10 protein-coding genes are annotated in these 15,185 nt (G+C 73.7%); 7 read left to right on the forward strand and 3 right to left on the reverse strand.

Going from position 1 to position 15,185, the window contains the following annotated elements:
- Nucleotides 1-79 precede the first annotated feature (79 nt).
- Complete coding sequence (locus ABZ805_RS01945) at nucleotides 80-3,409, forward strand: phosphodiester glycosidase family protein (RefSeq protein WP_358432924.1); 3,330 nt, start codon at nucleotides 80-82, stop codon at nucleotides 3,407-3,409.
- Nucleotides 3,410-3,513: 104 nt separating this feature from the next.
- Complete coding sequence (locus ABZ805_RS01950) at nucleotides 3,514-4,647, forward strand: DUF4192 domain-containing protein (protein ID WP_358432926.1); 1,134 nt, start codon at nucleotides 3,514-3,516, stop codon at nucleotides 4,645-4,647.
- A gap of 86 nt (nucleotides 4,648-4,733) precedes the next feature.
- Here ABZ805_RS01950 and galE read toward each other — a convergent pair whose 3' ends face one another.
- The 3 genes from galE to ABZ805_RS01965 are packed head-to-tail and all read right to left on the reverse strand — an operon-like array spanning nucleotide 4,734 to nucleotide 7,630.
- Nucleotides 4,734-5,696, reverse strand: coding sequence for a UDP-glucose 4-epimerase GalE (gene galE / locus ABZ805_RS01955; RefSeq protein WP_358432928.1), 963 nt, complete (start codon nucleotides 5,694-5,696; stop codon nucleotides 4,734-4,736).
- 60 nt (nucleotides 5,697-5,756) lie between these two features.
- The gene (galK, locus tag ABZ805_RS01960; RefSeq protein WP_358432930.1) at nucleotides 5,757-6,935 is read right to left on the reverse strand and encodes a galactokinase; all 1,179 of its coding nucleotides are present in this window, start codon (nucleotides 6,933-6,935) and stop codon (nucleotides 5,757-5,759) included.
- Entirely contained in the window at nucleotides 6,932-7,630 is a 699-nt protein-coding gene (locus tag ABZ805_RS01965) for a metal-dependent transcriptional regulator (RefSeq protein WP_358432932.1), read from the reverse strand. Before ABZ805_RS01965 ends, galK begins: the two co-directional genes overlap by 4 nt.
- Before the next feature lie 151 nt (nucleotides 7,631-7,781).
- Here ABZ805_RS01965 and ABZ805_RS01970 point away from each other — a divergent pair, with 151 nt between their 5' ends.
- The 5 genes from ABZ805_RS01970 to ABZ805_RS01990 all read left to right on the forward strand — a co-directional run bounded on the left by ABZ805_RS01970 (nucleotide 7,782) and on the right by ABZ805_RS01990 (nucleotide 14,937).
- The gene (locus ABZ805_RS01970) at nucleotides 7,782-8,633 is read left to right on the forward strand and encodes a sulfurtransferase (RefSeq protein ID WP_358432934.1); all 852 of its coding nucleotides are present in this window, start codon (nucleotides 7,782-7,784) and stop codon (nucleotides 8,631-8,633) included.
- Nucleotides 8,634-8,719: 86 nt separating this feature from the next.
- Entirely contained in the window at nucleotides 8,720-9,895 is a 1,176-nt protein-coding gene (locus tag ABZ805_RS01975; protein ID WP_358432936.1) for an acetoin utilization protein AcuC, read from the forward strand.
- A gap of 84 nt (nucleotides 9,896-9,979) precedes the next feature.
- Nucleotides 9,980-12,988, forward strand: coding sequence for a GNAT family N-acetyltransferase (locus ABZ805_RS01980; protein ID WP_358432938.1), 3,009 nt, complete (start codon nucleotides 9,980-9,982; stop codon nucleotides 12,986-12,988).
- A 436-nt stretch (nucleotides 12,989-13,424) separates the two neighbouring features.
- A complete protein-coding gene (locus ABZ805_RS01985) occupies nucleotides 13,425-14,324 on the forward strand; it encodes an alpha/beta fold hydrolase (RefSeq protein ID WP_358432940.1) in 900 nt (299 codons plus the stop codon).
- Between the two features lie 175 nt (nucleotides 14,325-14,499).
- Nucleotides 14,500-14,937 carry a hypothetical protein gene (locus tag ABZ805_RS01990; protein ID WP_358432942.1) on the forward strand — a complete coding sequence of 146 codons (438 nt, stop codon included), beginning with the start codon at nucleotides 14,500-14,502 and terminating at the stop codon, nucleotides 14,935-14,937.
- Nucleotides 14,938-15,185 lie beyond the last annotated feature (248 nt).

Genomic DNA, 15,185 nt, shown 5'->3' on the forward strand with positions numbered 1-15,185 from the left:
TTCAGCTGGGCGCTCGCCTCCGGTCGTGCCGGTGCGGTCTGCTGGTGCGCCGAGGTTCCGGGGTGATCGGGGAGGGCGCATGAGGTCGCGCGGTCTGGTGCTGGGGCTGTCGGGGGCGGTGCTGGCCGGTGCGATGACCGCACCCGCCGCGAGCGCGGCGCCGTTGGGGCCACCGCCGGTGGAGGACGTTCCCGGTGCCTCCGCCGCCGAGCGCGGACCGGTCAGCGTCCGCTCGGCCACCACGAGATCGGCCGGCCCGGACGGTTTCGACACGTTCCGGGAGACGTCGGAGATCGCGCCGGGCCTGCGGTTGACCGAGTTCGACCGGTACGAGCCGGAGGGCTGGGTGCGCGGCGACGTGCTGACCGCCGACCTGGCCGGGGCCGGGCTGCGGGCCGAATACCTGAGTCCTGGTTCGGCGTCGGCGCGGGCTCCGCTGACCGAGCAGCTCTCCGGCGCGGTCGCCGGGGTGAACGGCGACTTCTTCGACATCGACGCGTCCGGTGCCCCGCTGGGCGCCGCGATGTCGGGCGGTGAGCTGCTGTCCGCACCGGCGGCGGGGCACAACGACGTCGCCGCGGTCGGCGGATCCGCGGGGCGCTTGATGCAGGTGTTCCTGGCCGCGGAGCTGACCCGGCCCGATGGCGGGACGACGCCGATCACCGACCTGAACTCCCCGCACGTCGCGGCGGACGGCATCGGGCTCTACACGTCGTACTGGGGAGCTGCTTCGCGGAAGTCCGCAGTGGACGGTTCGGCCCCGGTGCTGGAGGTGGAGCTCGCGGGCGACGTGGTGTCCCAGGTGCGGCCCGTTCCGGCGGAGGGACCGGTACCGGCGGGCTCGGTGCGTCTGCTCGGAACCGGTGCCGGGGCGGCCGCGCTCGGCTCGCTGCGGCCGGGCGATCGGGTCTCGGTGCGGTACCGGCCGCGGACGGACGGCCCGGCGGACGTGGCGATCGGCGGGAACGAAGTGCTGCTGCGCGACGGGGCGGTGCAGCCCGTCGACGACACCGCGCTGCACCCGCGGACCGCGGCGGGGTTCTCCGCCGACGGGTCCCGGATGTGGCTGGTCACCATCGACGGCAGGCAGGCCGACAGTCGCGGAGCGACGGAACGGGAACTGGCCGAGCGGTTGCGGGAGCTGGGTGCGTCGGACGCGATCAACCTCGACGGGGGTGGTTCGTCGACGCTGCTGGCGCGGGAGCGCGGCGCGGCATCGGCCGAGGTGCGCAATGCGCCCTCGGACGGCGAGCTGCGCCCGGTGCCCAACGGGATCGGATTCGCGACGGCGGTGGGCAGCGGGCGGTTGCGCGGTTTCCGGGTCGAACCGTCCGAAGGGGAACGGGTGCTGTCCGGGCTGAGCCGGGCGGTGGCGGCGCACGGCCACGACGAGACCGGGGCGCCGGTTCCCGCGGAGCCGCGGTGGTCGGTGTCGCCGATCGGCGGCGGCCGGGTGACCGGGGGAGTGCTGCACGCCGGACCCCCCGGCACGACCACGGTCACCGCGAGCGCGCCCGGTGCGCGAGGCTCCGCGGACCTGGTGGTCCTCGGTCCACCCGCTTCGATCACCACCGACGTGCGGCGGGTCGAGTTGCCGGACGAGGGGGCGCGGGGGCGTTTCCAGGTGCTCGGGCAGGATGCCGAAGGCTTCCGGACCTGGGTGGAACCGGCGGACGTGCGGCTGGAGTACGACCACGACGCGGTGCGGATCGAACCGGACGGCGACGGGTTCGCGGTGGCGGCGCTGGCACCGTCGGCGACGTCGCCGGTGACCGTCCGCGTCGGTGACCTGACCGCGCACCTCGGTGTCACCACCGGGTCGCGGCCGGAGCCGCTGGCGCCGCTGGACGGTCCGGCGGGCTGGGCGGCGTCGGTGTTCCCGCAGCAGGTGTCGGCGTCGCTGCACGAGGCACCGGGGCACGCGGGCACTCCCGGCCTGGCGTTGGACTACTCGTTGACGGGTGCCACGACGACCCGAGCCGCGTACGTCGACGCCGCCGAACCGCTCCCACTGCGGCCGGGGACGCAGCGGCTCGGGATGTGGGTGAACGGTGATGGCCGCGGCGCGTGGCTGCGCGGTTCCGTGGTCGATTCCGCGGGCGTGGCCACGACGGTGGACTGGGCGCGGAACGTGGATTGGACGGGGTGGCGCTACGTGGAGGCGCCGCTGCCCGTGGGCACCTCCGGTTCGGTGCGGTTGCAGCGGATCTACGCGGTCGAACCGGACGGTGCACGGCAGTACTCGGGCCGGCTGGTGTTCGACGACCTGACCGCGCTGGTCGCTCCGGACCTGCAGGTGCCGGTCGATGCGGAACCGCAGGACCGGTCGGTGGTGCGGAACGGGACGTTGCCGCCCGCGCCGGGTGCGGCGCGGATCGCGGTGGTCAGCGACGCCCAGTTCACCGCCGACGAACCGGATGGTCCGCTGGTGGCGGCGGCCCGCCGCTCGTTGCGCGAGGCGGTGGCGGCTCGGCCGGACGCGCTGGTGATCAACGGTGATCTGGTGGACCGGGGGACCGCGGCCGATTTCGACCTGGCGCGCCGGGTGATCGAGTCGGAGGTGGGGGATCGGGTGCCCTGGTACTACGTGCCGGGCAACCACGAGGCTTCGGGACCTGGGGACCTGCGCGAGTTCGCCGCCGAGTTCGGCGCCACCCACCAGGTGGCGGACGTGGCCGGGACGAGGGCGGTGCTGCTGGACTCCTCGGCGGGTTCGTTGCTGGGCGGCGGGTTCGACCAGGTCCGGATGCTGCGGTCGGCGTTGGACGGCGCGGCCCGGGATCCGCGGGTCCGTTCGGTGTCGGTGTTCCTGCACCACCCGTTGCGCGATCCGGGTCCGACGGACGCCTCCCAGCTGGAGGACCCGAAGGAGGCCGAGCTGCTCGGCCGGTGGCTGGCCGATTTCCGGCGGGATTCGGGCAAGCCCGCGGTGCTGGTCGCCGGGCATGCCGGCACCTTCCACTCTTCCACGGTGGACGGTGTTCCGCGGCAGGTGAACGGCAACGCTGGCAAGCGGCCCGCCACGGCGCCGGACGCGGGCGGTTTCACCGGGTGGAGCCTGCTGCGGATCGATCCGGGCGACCGGCGGGGCCCGGTGCGCTGGGAGACGAGGCCGCGCGTCGACCGGATCGAGCTGCCGGTGCCGCCGGTCGCGGCGGGCGGCACGGCGCAGGTGGCGGCCCGGTTGGCGCAGGAGGGCCGGTCGGTGCCCGTGCGGTATCCGGTGAGCGCGGAGTGGGCGGGCCGATCCGTCCACATCGGACCGGTGGTGGAAGCGGGGCCGAACGCGGTGGCCGCGTTCGATCCGGACACCGGGGTGCTCACCGGGGTGCGCCCGGGGGAGGGAGAACTGAGCGTGACGATCAACGGGGTGAAGAAGACCACCGTATTCGCTGTCACCCGGAGGTGAGTTCTTCCCGCTGTGCCGGGGAATTCTTCCACAGGGCGCCGATTCATCCACAGATCTGAAATCCACCCTGCGGCGACCGCGGTGGGCTGCCCGATGTTCTGGGTATGACCACTCCGCTGAACGCACGCATCCACCTCGGCGACGCGGGCGAGATCCTCGCCGCCGTTCCGCATCTGCTCGGGTTCACGCCGACCGGTTCCCTGGTGCTGCTGGGCCTGCGCACCGACGGCGACCTCGGGACGTTCTGCCTCACGCTGCGGATCGACCTGCCCCCGCCCGAACACCGACGGTCGGTCATCGACTACCTCTCCGCGGGCCCGATGGTGCGGCGCGGAGCCGATCGCGTCATCGTCGTGGCCGTCGGGCCGGACGGTGGCGGCGGGCACGGCCCGCCGGGCGGCGAACCCGAGCCGTCCGCCGACGCGCACGCCGAGCCGGACCGCGGCGCACGGTCGGAGCCGGACGAGTCCGAAGTGGACGACGACGTCCCGCACCGCGAGCTGATCCTGCTGCTGCGGGAGGGTTTCGCCGCAGCCGGCATCGACGTGCTGCACGAGATCTGGGCCGACCGGCTCGTCGCGGGCGGTCCCTGGCGCTGCTACGACGACCCGCCCTGCCGCGGGGAGATCCCGGACCCCAAGCGCACCGCGCTGAGCGCGGCGATGGCCGCGTCCGGGTCGGTCACCTTCGACAGCCGCCGGGAACTGCAGGACCTGGTGGCGCCCGAATCCGAGCGGACCACGGCCCGCTGGGCGGCCCGGCTGAACAGCCTGCTCGAGGACGCCGAGCGGGACGGCACCGACGTGCACGACGACGTGGCCACCGCTTTCGCCGGAATCCGCCGGACGGCGGCGGGCGAGGCGCTGACCGAGGACGACCAGCTGCGCGTCCTGCTCGCGCTGAACGACCAGCGGGTGCGCGACCTGTGCCTCGGCGTGGCGCTGGGCGAGTCGGCGATGGCGGCCGAGCAGCTGTGGCTGAGCCTGGTGCGCAAGGCTCCGGAACCCGAGGTCGCCGACGTGGCCGCGCTGCTGGCGTTCTCGGCCTACCTGCGCGGGGAGGGGGCGATGGCGAGCGTGGCGCTGGAGCGCGTGGAGGCCGCCCGGCCCGAGCACTCGCTGGGCACCCTGCTGCGGCAGGCCCTCGAACGGGGCATCTCGCCGAAGGAGCTGTCCGAGGTGGCCAAGGACGCGATGACCGATGCCCAGCTCATGATCGAAGTGGAGGAGTCCTCATGATCGCCACGATCAGGCACCGCGCGCCGGTGCGCACTCGGCCGGACCGGCCGGTGCCCGGTCGCGGGGCGAACGGGCACCGGCGGGGTTCAGCCCTGTTCGCGAGCCCGGGTGAACTCCCAGGCGTCGCGCACGATGACCGACAGGTCGGCCAGCTTCGGCTTCCAGGACAGCTCTTCGCGGGCGCGGTCGCTGGCCGCCACCAGCGTCGCCGGGTCCCCGGCGCGCCGCGGCGCCACTGCGGCCGGAATGGGGTGCCCGGTCACCTCGCGGCAGGTCTCGATCACCTGCTGCACCGAGAACCCGGTGCCGTTGCCCAGGTTGTAGATCCGGTGCTCGCCGGGCCGCGCGTTCTCCAGCGCCAGCAGGTGCGCGTCGGCGAGGTCGGTGACGTGGATGTAGTCCCGGACGCAGGTGCCGTCCTCGGTGGGCCAGTCGGTGCCGTACATCTGCACCTGCTCGCGCTTGCCCAGCGCGACCTGCAGCACGATCGGGATCAGGTGCGTCTCGACGGCGTGCCGTTCGCCGAAGGCGCCGTGCGCGCCTGCCACGTTGAAGTAGCGCAGGCTCACCGCACCCAGCCCGTGCGCCGTGGCGTAGGAGCTGATCGCGTGGTCGATGGCCAGCTTCGTCGCACCGTAGGTGTTCGTCGGCCGAGTCGGCGCGTCCTCCGGGATCGGCACCACGTCCGGCTCGCCGTAGGTGGCGGCGGTGGAGGAGAACACCAGCCGCGCCGTGCCGTGCTCGCGGACCGCCTCCAGCAGGCGCAGCGAGGTGAGCACGTTGCCCTGCCAGTACTTGTGCGGGTCCTCCATGGACTCGCCGACGAGCGACTTCGCCGCGAAGTGCAGCACGCCGTCGTAGCCGTCGGCGAGCAGGTCACCGGCCGCCTCGGCGATGTCGGCCTGCACGAAGGTGGCGCCCGGCGGCACCGCGTCGGCGTGGCCGGTCGAGAGGTCGTCGACCACGGTCACCTGGTGACCGTTCTCCAGCAGGCGTGCCGCGCACACGCTGCCCACATATCCCGCACCGCCGGTGACGAGGAGCTTCACGGAGGTTCTGCCTTTCCTGGTACGTCGAACTCGAAGGCCACGCCGCGTCGCGGGGCCGGATCAGCGGTCGCGGCCGGCGCCGGCGGCCGGGATCGCGGTGAACAGCCGCGGCTCCGTCAGGCCCTGCTCGGCGTAGGAGCTCAGCACGGCCTGCCCGATCGCCTCCCGGTCCTGCGCGCGCACCAGCGCGATCGCCGAACCGCCGAACCCGCCGCCGGTCATCCGGGCGCCCAGCGCACCGGCTTCCAGCGCGGCGTCCACCGCAACGTCCAGTTCCAGGCAGGAGATCCGGTAGTCGTCGCGCATGCTCACGTGCGAGGAGGTCAGCAGCGGACCGATCGAGGCGAGCTCTCCGGCGTCCAGCGCGGCGACGGTGGTCACGACCCGCTCGTTCTCGGTGACGACGTGGCGCACCAGCGGCCGCAGTTCCTCCGGGAGCACCTCCAGCGCGCCGTCGAGCTCGGCGAGCGACACGTCGCGCAGCGCCTTGACCCCGAGCAGGTCGGCCGCGTGCTCGCAGCCGCGCCTGCGCTCGCCGTAGCCGGATTCGCTGTGCGAGTGCTTCGCCCGGGTGTCGATCACGAGCAGTTCCAGGCCCACCGACGCGGTGTCGAACGGGATCTGCTCCAGCTCGCCGGAGCGCACGTCGAAGAACAGCGCGTGCGACTCGGTGCAGCTGAGCGAGGCGGTCTGGTCCAGCAATCCGGTGGGGGCGCCGACGAAGTCGTTCTCCGAGATCTGCACCCAGCGGGCGATGTCGGCGGTCGCCGGGGCGTCCGGGCCGTCGGCGGGGCGGCCGGCCAGGTCCAGCAGCGTCAGCGCGACCGCGCACTCCAGCGCGTGGGAGGAGGACAGTCCGGCTCCGGCGGGGACGTCGCCCGCGATGACCAGATCGGCACCGGTGACCTCGACGCCCTGCCCGCGCAGCGCCCACGCGACGCCGGACGGGTACGCGGCCCACCCGGTCTGCGAACCCGGGGCCAGCGCGTCCAGCGGGGCCGGTTCGGCCCGGTGCAGCACGCCGTCGTCGCCCAGCGTGGCCACGGACAGCACGCCGTCGGTGCGCGGCGACGCGGCCACCGCGATCCGGTGCGGCAGCGCGATCGGCAGCACGAAGCCGTCGTTGTAGTCGGTGTGCTCGCCGATCAGGTTGACCCGGCCGGGTGCCGACCAGGCGACCTCGGGAGCGCGCCCGTGCTCGGTGGCGAACGCCTCGGCGGCGGTCTCGGCGGGGCTCACCGGGCGCGGACCAGGACGGCGTGGGCGATGCCGGGGGCGAGCTGGGTGCTGCCCTTGGGACCCGTCACCTGGATCGGCTTGTTCACACCGGTGACCGGCACGATCTCGATGTTCTCCGCGGGCATCAGGCCGACTTGCTTCAGCTCGCTCATCACGTCGGGGTCGAGCTGGACGTGCTCGGCGATCCGGCACACCACTGCCTGGCCGCCACCGTTGCGGGCGATCTCGTCGACCCGCTTCAGGTCGGACTCACCGATGGCCGCGGTCGCCGGCTCCGCGCCGAGCTCTTCGAGACCGGGGATGGGATTGCCGTACGGGGAAGTGGACGGGTTGCCGAGCAGCGCGACGAGCTTGCGCTCGACCGCCTCGCTCATCACGTGCTCCCAGCGGCACGCCTCGTCGTGCACGTGTTCCCACTCCAGGCCGATCACGTCGACGAGCAGCCGTTCCGCGAGCCGGTGCTTGCGCATCACGCGCACGGCGCGGGTGCGGCCGGCCTCGGTGAGCTCCAGGTGCCGGTCCTCGGCGACGGTGAGCAGGCCGTCGCGCTCCATCCGGGCCACGGTCTGGCTCACGGTCGGCCCGCTCTGCTCCAGGCGTTCCGCGATGCGGGCGCGCAGCGGGACGACGCCCTCCTCCTCCAAGTCGTAAATGGTGCGAAGGTACATCTCGGTGGTATCGATGAGATCGTTCACGCTGGCTCCCCGATTTGCGGTCCCACCTGTGATTCTAGTCCCGGTGCCGTACCGCCGGTCGGTGGCTTCCGAGCAGGCGTTTCCGCCGTTGGAGCATGCTTTCGGCCCCTTTCACCGAGCCGTTCCGTCCCCGAGCAATCCAGGAGGTCCGATGGATCCGCTGATCAGTGCAGACGATCTTGCCGAGTCGCTGGCGGGCGCGCGCCCGCCGGTGCTGCTGGACGTGCGGTGGAGCCTGCTCGGGCCACCCGGCCGGGAGGCCTACGAGCGCGACCACCTCCCCGGCGCGGTGTTCGTGGACCTGGACACCGAACTCGCGGCGCCACCGGGTCCCGGTGGCAGGCACCCGCTGCCCGCCGCCGACGACCTGCAGGCGGTGCTGCGCCGAGCCGGGGTCGCCGCGGACCGCGAGGTGGTCGTGTACGACGCCGCCGACGGGTCCGCGGCGGCGCGCGCCTGGTGGCTGGTGCGCTGGGCCGGTCACCCGCGGGTCCGGGTGCTCGACGGCGGTTACCGGGCCTGGGTCGGCGGCGGACGTCCCGTCACCGCCGAGCTGCCGGAGGTCGTGCCCACCGAGTTCGAGGTGGTGCCCGGTTCGCTGCCGGTGATCGACGCCGACGAGGCGGCCCGGCTGGCCGCGGCGGGTCGGTTGCTCGACGCCCGCGCTCCCGAGCGGTACCGCGGTGAGGTGGAACCGGTCGACCCGCGGCCCGGCCACATCCCCGGGGCGCGCAACGCCCCGTTCGCCGACAACGTCACCGCGGACGGGACCTGGCGGGCGCCGGAGGAACTGGCGCGACGGTTCCGCGAGCTGGGCGTCGACGCCGACGGCCCGGTCGGCGCCTACTGCGGTTCCGGCATCACCGCGTGCTCCGCGCTGCTCGCGCTGGAGCACGCGGGCCTGAGCGGTCCGGGAAATCCGGCCGCGCTCTACTCGGGTTCCTGGTCGCAGTGGTCGTCCGATCCGGGCCGGCCGGCGAAGACGGGGGACGAACCGGGCTGACGGGCACGACCGCTCGCGGAATGACCGCCCGGGGCTGTGTTCCGGACCACTGTGAGCGCCGCCACGGGCCGGGTAGCGTCCGGCTCATGGGCAACCAGTGCGCTGTGGTGTGGGACGAGTCGGTCCTCGGCTACGACCTCGGCGGTGACCACCCGCTGCACCCGGTCCGGCTGGATCTCACGATGCGGCTGGCCAGGTCGTTGGGAGTGCTCGACGGCGTGACACCGGTGCCGCCGCGGTCGGCCACCGAGGCGGAACTGCTGCGCGTCCACCGCCCGGACTACCTGGCGGCGGTGCGCGCCGCGCCGACCGCGGCCTGGGACATCGGGTACGGGCTCGGCACCGAGGACAACCCGATCTTCGAGCAGATGCACGAGGCGTCGGCACTGGTCGCCGGAGCCTCGATCACCGCCGCCGAGCAGGTCTTGTCCGGGAAGGCCGACCGAGCGGTGAACATCGCCGGCGGGCTGCACCACGCGATGCCGGAGCGGGCGGCCGGGTTCTGCGTCTACAACGACTGCGCCGTGGCCATCGCCTGGCTGCTCGACCAGGGCGTGGAGCGGGTCGCCTACGTGGACGTCGACGTGCACCACGGCGACGGCGTGCAGCAGGCGTTCTACGACGATCCGCGGGTCCTGACCGTCTCGCTGCACCAGCACCCGATCACGCTGTGGCCGGGAACCGGGTTCGCCACCGAGACCGGAGGCCCCGGGGCGGAGGGCACCGCGGTGAACGTGGCGTTGCCGCCGGGCACGGGCGACGCGGACTGGCTGCGGGCGTTCCACGCCGTGGTGCCGTCGCTGCTGGCCGAGTTCCGCCCGCAGGTGCTGGTCACCCAGGCCGGTGCCGACGCGCACCGGGAGGACCCGCTCGCGGACCTGGCGATGTCGGTGGACGGGCAGCGCGCGAGCTACCAGGCGCTGCGGGAGCTGGCGGAGCAGTGCGCGGGCGGCAAGTGGGTGGCGCTGGGCGGCGGTGGTTACGCGCTGCACCGGGTCGTGCCGCGCAGCTGGACCCACCTGCTGGCGACCGCGCTGGACCGCGATCTGGACCCGGCGACGTCGTTGCCACCGGACTGGCTGGCGCACGCGCTGCAGGTGGCGGGGAACGTTCCGCTGCCGACTTCGTTGACGGATGGGGAGGACCCGACCTTCGTACCCTGGACCGGGGTGACCGAGTCCACGGTGGACACTGCGATCCGGGACGCGCGGCACGCGTCGTTCCCGTTGCACGGTCTGGACCCCGCCGATGTCCGCGACTGACCTCGGCGGCGCACGCGCACCCGCACCGGCGGCGCTGTGCGCCCGGCCTGCTCGACGCCGGTGCGGTTGAGAGGGTGCTGGTTGATGGGCGGCTCGAAGCGACGCAGGGCGAACGGCGGCGGTCGTGCGGACGCGGGGCGGGACGAGGCCCGGCCGACGCCCGGACCGCGAGCGGACTCCGGGGCCCAGCGGCCCGACCGGACCAGGTCCGAGCAGACCGACGCGGCGGACGAGTCCGGCCCGCTCGGCAAGCCCGACCAGCCCGGCCGATCTGACCAGTCCGGCCCGTCCAGCCCATCTGACCAGCCCAGCCCGTCCGACCAATCCAGCCCGTCCGACCAATCCGGCCCCGCTGGCCACCCCACCACCGCCGACCACCAGGTCCCGGCGGGCCCACCGTCCGGCGCGGATCAGCCCGGCGACCGGTCCCGACCCGGCTCTGGGGACGGCAAGCCGTACCCGCACAGCTGGGAGGCCGACGTCGTGCTCTCCGACGGCGGCACCGTGCACCTGCGCCCGATCTCGCCGGACGACGCCGACCAGCTGATCTCCTTCCACGGCAGGCTCAGCGACCGCACTCGCTACTTCCGCTACTTCGGCCCCTACCCGCGGATGCCGAAGCGGGACGTGGAGCGGTTCAGCACCGTCGACCACCGGGACCGGGTGGCCCTGGTGGCGCTGCTCGGCGACGACATCGTGGCGGTCGGGCGCTTCGACCGGCTCGACGACCAGGACTCGGCCGAGGTGGCGTTCGTGGTGCAGGACCAGCACCAGGGCCGCGGTCTCGGCTCGATCCTGCTGGAGCACCTGGCCGCCGCCGCCCAGGAGCGCGGGTTGCGCCGGTTCGTCGCGGAGGTCCTCGCGGAGAACTCGGCGATGGTGCGGGTGTTCCGGGACGCCGGCTACCAGGTGCGGCGCGCGATGGAGGAAGGCGTCGTGCACCTGGAGTTCGACATCGACCCGACCGAGGAGTCGCTGGCGGTGGCGCGGGCCCGCGAGCAGGCGGCGGAGGCGCGCAGCATGCACAACCTGCTGCACCCGCGGTCGGTCGCGGTGATCGGCGCCTCCACCGACCACCGCAAGATCGGCCACGCGGTGCTCGTCAACCTGCTGACCGCGGACTTCGCCGGGCCGGTGTACCCGGTGAACCCCGAGCACCGGGCGGTGCGCGGCGTGCGGGCCTACCCGTCGGTGCTGGACATCCCGGACGACGTGGACCTCGCGGTGGTCGCGATCCCGGCGGCGGGCGTGGACGAGGTGCTGGACGCGTGCCTGGCCAAGGGCGTGAAGGTGCTGGTGATCGTCAGCTCCGGGTTCAGCGAGTCGGGACCGGACGGCCGCGCGATCGAGCGCCGCATGGTCCGCGCGGCGCGGGTGCACGGCATGCGGGTCGTCGGCCCGAACGCGCTGGGCGTGGTCAACACCGATGCCCGGTACCGGCTCAACGCGACCTTGGCGCCGCGGCTGCCGGGGTCCGGCCGCACCGGTTTCTTCTGCCAGTCGGGAGCGCTGGGCGTGGCGATCCTGGCGACCGCGACCGAGCGGGGCCTGGGTCTGTCGACGTTCGTCTCGGCGGGCAACCGCGCCGACGTCTCGGGCAACGACCTGTTGCAGTACTGGCAGACGGATCCTGCGACGGACGTGGTGCTGCTGTACCTGGAGTCGTTCGGCAACCCGCGCAAGTTCGCCCGGCTGGCCCGGCGGCTGGCGCGTACCAAGCCGATCGTGGTGGTGAAGTCGGGCCGCAACGCGGTGCGCCCCGGACTCGCCGCGACCTCGGTGCAGGTCGACGAGACGAGCGTGCAGGCCTTGTTCGAGCAGGCCGGGGTGATCCGCGTCGAGTCGGTGGCGCAGATGTTCGACACGGCGCTGCTGCTGGCCCACCAGCCGCTGCCCGCTGGGGAACGGGTCGCGATCGTCGGCAACTCCTCGGCGCTGGGCATGCTGGCTGCGGACGTCGCGCAGGCGGAGGGCCTGCGCCTGGCGGGGGAGCCGGTGGACGTGGGCGCGTCGGCGAGCCCGGAGGAGTTCGCCGATGCGGTGCGCACCGCGGCGCTGTCCGACGAGGTCGACGCGCTGGTGACGGTGTTCGTGCCGCCGGTCGCCGTGCCGGGCACCGCCTACGCGCGGGCGCTGCGGGAGGCCTTGCAGGAGGCCGCGGTCGCGGCGACGAAACCGGTGGTCACGACGTTCCTGGCGGCCGAGGGCGTGCCGGACGAGCTGGCGGTGCCGGGGCCGGACGGTTCCGCGGGCTGGGGTTCGGTGCCGTCCTACCCGAGCCCGGAGCGGGCGGTGCTGTCGCTGGCCAGGGCGACGCGTTACGCGCGGTGGCGGGCCGCGCCGCAGGGACATTTCGCCCGCCCGGAGGGCATCGCGCCGGAGCGGGCGCGGCGGCTGGTGGAGGCCGCGCTGGCCGACGGGGAGGTGCGGCTCGACGACGAGCGGACGGTGGAGCTGCTCGCGCACTACGGGATCGAGCTGGTGCCGTTCCGCCGGGTGTGCAGCGAGGCGGACGCGGTGAGCGCGGCGACCGAGCTCGGCTTCCCGGTGGTGCTGAAGGCCGCCGACGACCAGTTGCGGCACCGCGCCGACCTGGTTGGGGTGCGCCTGGACCTGGTGAACGCGGACGCGGTGCGCGCCGCGTACGCGGACCTGCTGCGGGTGTCGGACACGGCCGAGGTGTACGTGCAGAACATGGCCGGGCGCGGTCATTCCTGCGTGATCGACCTGATGGACGACCCGTCGTTCGGCACGCTGGTCTCCTTCGGGCTGTCCGGTGTGGCCAGCGAACTGCTCGGGGACAAGGCCTACCGGGCGGTGCCGATGACCGATGTGGACGTGGCGGCGCTGGTGCGCTCGCCGCGGGCGGCGCCGCTGCTGGCGGGCTACCGGGGCGATGAACCGGCGGACCTGGCGGCGCTGGAGGACCTGGTGCTGCGGGTCGCGACGCTGGTGGAGGACCTGCCGGAGGTGCGGGAGCTGACTCTGCAGCCGGTGCTGGCCTCGGCGCGCGGAGTGCGGGTGACCGGGGCGCGGGTCAGCGTGGGGCGCTCGGCCGCGGTGCCGGACACCGGGCCGCGCAGGCTGCGCTGAACCGGGTGCGGGTCCGCGCCGGGCCGCAGCCCTCGCGTCTCCGCGCTCCTCGCGCATCGACTCCGCCGAACGCCCGTGCCGACCGAGCGCTCGAGCCCGACTGGGCACCCGAACTCGGCCGGGCGCTTGAGCCCGACCGAGCGCTCGAACTCGACTGGGCGCTCGAGACCGACTGGGCGCTCGAGACCGACTGGGCGCTCGAGACCGACTGGACGCTCGAGACCGACTGGACGCCCGAACCCGACCGGACGCCCGACCCACCCGAGCAACCGGAGAGCACGCCCCGGCCGCAACCGCTGGCGACCTCGCCCGGCCCAGCGGCTCGCAAGAACCCCCGCATCCGCCCGCGAATCGACCCACACCACGCCCCTCCCTCCGAGACTCATCCGTACCGTTATTCTGTGCGCGCCTAGGAAGCGAGGACGGGAGTCCCGGAATGGCCGACCTGACGTTGACCGAGCTGGGCGAGCTGCCCGCGGGCGAGCACCGGCTGAGCGTCCGCGCCTGCGCCGCCGCGGACCCGGCCGCCCCGGTCGTCGTGCTGCTGCCCGCGATGGGCGTCCCCGCCTCCTACTACCCGCCGTTCCTGCAGGAGCTCCACGACCGCGGTTGCACGGTGGTGAGCGTCGACTGGCGCGGCCAGGGCACCGCGTCGCCGCGCGCCGACCGGAAGATCCGCTTCGGCTACCAGGACCTGGTGGACGACGCGACCGCCGTGGTGGACCTGGTCGCGCGCGAGTTCCCGGCCGCGCCCCGCTTCCTGGTCGGGCACAGCCTCGGCGGCCAGATCGCGCTGCTGCTGGCCGCGGCGGACCCGAGCCGGGTGCAGGGCGTGACGCTGCTGGCCTCCGGGTCGGTGTGGTTCCGCAGCTTCCCGGGGCTGCAGGGCTGGAAGAACCTGGTGGCCACCCAGTTCGTCGCCGCGCTGAGCGCGGTGCTCGGCTTCTGGCCGGGGGAGCGGCTCGGGTTCGGCGGCCGCCAGCCCGCCGGGATCATGAGGGACTGGGCGCGGCAGGGACGCACCGGCCGCTACCGCCTCGGTGGGTCGGACGTGGACTACGAGCGGGCGTTGCGGGAGCTGGACGTCCCGCTGCTGACGGTCAGCGTGGAGGGGGACGAGCTCGCACCGGCGTCCTCTGTGGATCACCTCGCGGCGAAGGCGGCGGCCGCGTCGCGCACCCGGCGGCACTACTCCTGCGAGACGGCGGGCGCGGCGAAGCTCGGCCACTACGCCTGGGTGTACACCAGCGGGGTGCTGGCGGACTGGATCACCGGCTGGGCGGCCGCGGCGACCGGGACCGCGCAGGCCGGTCCCGCGGAGGCCGACGCGCGCTGAACCCGGGACCAACCCGGCCGGTTCAACACCGGACGTTCCCAGTTAATGCCGCTGACCAGCGGTTTCGCCGTTCCTGGCGGCGGCCTGCGCGGATTTCCCCCAAAAGATCCGGCAACCGCGCAACCCGGGGCGGACCGGACTCCGTCTACCGGGCATGAAACGCCTACACACCACAGTGGGCGCGGGCATGCTGCTCCTCGCTTTCACCGCCTGCGCCGGACAGCAAGAAGACGTCGGATTCGGCGGGCAGCCGCCCGCCCCTGAGCCGGCCGCCCCAGTGCAGCCGAAGCCCGAGCAGGAACGGACACCCGTGCCGGAGAACCTGATCAAGGCTACGACCCAGTCGGGGAGCACGACGCCCCGGGTGTGGACCCAGGACGGCGGCTCCGCCGTCGTCACCAACGGCCAGGAAGGCGGTTGCAGCAAGGTCCACGCCGAAGTCGCCGAGCAGAACGACCAGCAGGTGAAGGTCGTGCTGGTGAACGAGACTCCCGATCCGCCGGGGATCTGCACGATGGATCTGCGCTACCCGCCGGTGGCCGTCCAGCTGGACGAGCCGCTGGGACAGCGCACCGTTGTGCTCGATGAGCGCGAGGTGAAGGTTCCGCGTTGATGAGGTCGACGTGCTGACCTGCGCTTCGCAGGCACTTCTCCCGTAGGAGGTGGGGCTCCTACGGGAGAAAGTGCGTTCCGGTCCACTGTGGTGCACGACGGCCGACGGTCCAGAATGGACCGTCGGCCGTTGCGTTGTCGGCGAAATCCGGCCCCCAGCGGTCCTGTCAGGGCGCAGCCCTGAGCAGTGACCACCAGAGCAACCGGCACCGCCGCGGGTGCTCAGCGGTCTCCTCGCGAGGACGGCGC

The organism is Saccharopolyspora sp. NPDC047091 (assembly GCF_040643635.1).
In the GTDB taxonomy this organism is placed as follows: domain Bacteria; phylum Actinomycetota; class Actinomycetes; order Mycobacteriales; family Pseudonocardiaceae; genus Saccharopolyspora_C.

Excerpts from the sequence above, each read along its gene's own strand:
- ABZ805_RS01950 (WP_358432926.1), top strand. The coding sequence starts at position 3,514 with ATGACCACTCCGCTGAACGCACGCATCCACCTCGGCGACGCGGGCGAG.
- ABZ805_RS01985 (WP_358432940.1), top strand. The coding sequence starts at position 13,425 with ATGGCCGACCTGACGTTGACCGAGCTGGGCGAGCTGCCCGCGGGCGAG.
- ABZ805_RS01980 (WP_358432938.1), top strand. The coding sequence starts at position 9,980 with ATGGGCGGCTCGAAGCGACGCAGGGCGAACGGCGGCGGTCGTGCGGAC.
- ABZ805_RS01970 (WP_358432934.1), top strand. The coding sequence starts at position 7,782 with ATGGATCCGCTGATCAGTGCAGACGATCTTGCCGAGTCGCTGGCGGGC.
- ABZ805_RS01975 (WP_358432936.1), top strand. The coding sequence starts at position 8,720 with ATGGGCAACCAGTGCGCTGTGGTGTGGGACGAGTCGGTCCTCGGCTAC.
- ABZ805_RS01945 (WP_358432924.1), top strand. The coding sequence starts at position 80 with ATGAGGTCGCGCGGTCTGGTGCTGGGGCTGTCGGGGGCGGTGCTGGCC.